Consider the following 1,322-nt stretch of genomic DNA (forward strand, 5'->3'; position numbering starts at 1 on the left):
TAGTAGGTGCCGGGCGTGAGGTTGCCCGAAAGCATGACCGACAGGGTTTGATGGTCGTAATAGCCGGTCTGGCCGACACTGGTCAGTGCGCCGGAGTTGACCGTCGTCAGCAGCGTGTCGGAGGTGGTGATGGTGGCGTCGCTCGACAGGTAAATCCCTGCGGTCGAGGCCCCCGACGGCCCGGCTCCTATATCCATCGCATAGGCATCGACGGTGACGCTGTGGCCTGCCGCGACGGTGGTGTTGGCGACGCCGAGATACTCCGAGAGGTCAGGCTGGACTGGCGCGGTCACCGTAATCTTGACGGTATTGTAGGTGTTGTTGGCTTCGTTGCTCTCGCTGACCTGGTTGTTGTAGTCGGCGATGCCGCCGAGATAGTAGGTGCCGGGCGCGAGGTTGCCCGGAAGCATGACCGACAGGCTCTGATGGTCGTAATAGCCGGTCTGGCCGACGCTGGTCAGTGCGCCGGAGCTGACCGTCGTCAGCAGTGTATCGGAGGTGGTGATCGTGGCGTCACTCGACAGGTAAATGCCTGCGGTCGAGGCTCCCGATGGGCCGGCTCCTATATCCATCGCATAGGCATCGACGGTGACGCTGTGGCCTGCCGCGACGGTGGTGTTGGTGACGCCGAGATATTCCGAGAGGTCAGGCTGGACCGGCGCGCTAACCGTGATCTTGACGGTATTGTAGGTGTTGTTGGTTTCGTTGCTCTCACTGACCTGGTTGTCGTAGTCGGCGATGCCGCCGAGATAGTAGGTGCCAGGCGCGAGGTTGCCCGGAAGCATGACCGACAGGGTCTGATGGTCGTAATAGCCGGTCAGGCCGACACTGGTCAGTGCGCCGGAGTTCACCGTCGTCAGCAGTGTGTCGGAGGTGGTGATGTTTGCGTCGCTCGACAGGTAAATCCCTGCGGTCGAGGCCCCCGACGGACCGGCTCCTATATCCATCGCATAGGCATCGACGGTGACGTTGTTGCCTGCCGCGACGGTGGTGTTGGCGACGCCGAGATATTCCGAGAGGTCAGGCTGGATCGGCGCGGTCACCGTAATCTTGACGGTATTGTAGGTGTTATTGGTTTCGTTGCTCTCGCTGACCTGGTTGGTGTAGTCGGCGATGCCACCGAGATAGTAGGTGCCAGGCGCGAGGTTGCCTGGAAGCATGACCGACAGGCTCTGATGGTCGTAATAGCCGGTCTGGCCGACGCTGGTCAGTGCGCCGGAGCTGACCGTCGTCAGCAGCGTGTCCGAGGTGGTGATGTTTGCGTCGCTCGACAGGTAAATGCCTGCGGTCGAGGCCCCCGACGGACCGGCTCCTATATCCAT

General features: G+C 61.6%; 1 protein-coding gene. It reads right to left on the reverse strand.

Annotated elements, in window-relative coordinates:
• Positions 1-1,322 (reverse strand): CARDB domain-containing protein (locus tag L6637_RS42245; protein WP_237874458.1); only part of this gene is annotated, 1,322 nt, incomplete at both ends.

Origin of the sequence: Bradyrhizobium zhengyangense (genome assembly GCF_022012435.1) — a bacterium.
Classification (GTDB): domain Bacteria; phylum Pseudomonadota; class Alphaproteobacteria; order Rhizobiales; family Xanthobacteraceae; genus Bradyrhizobium; species Bradyrhizobium zhengyangense.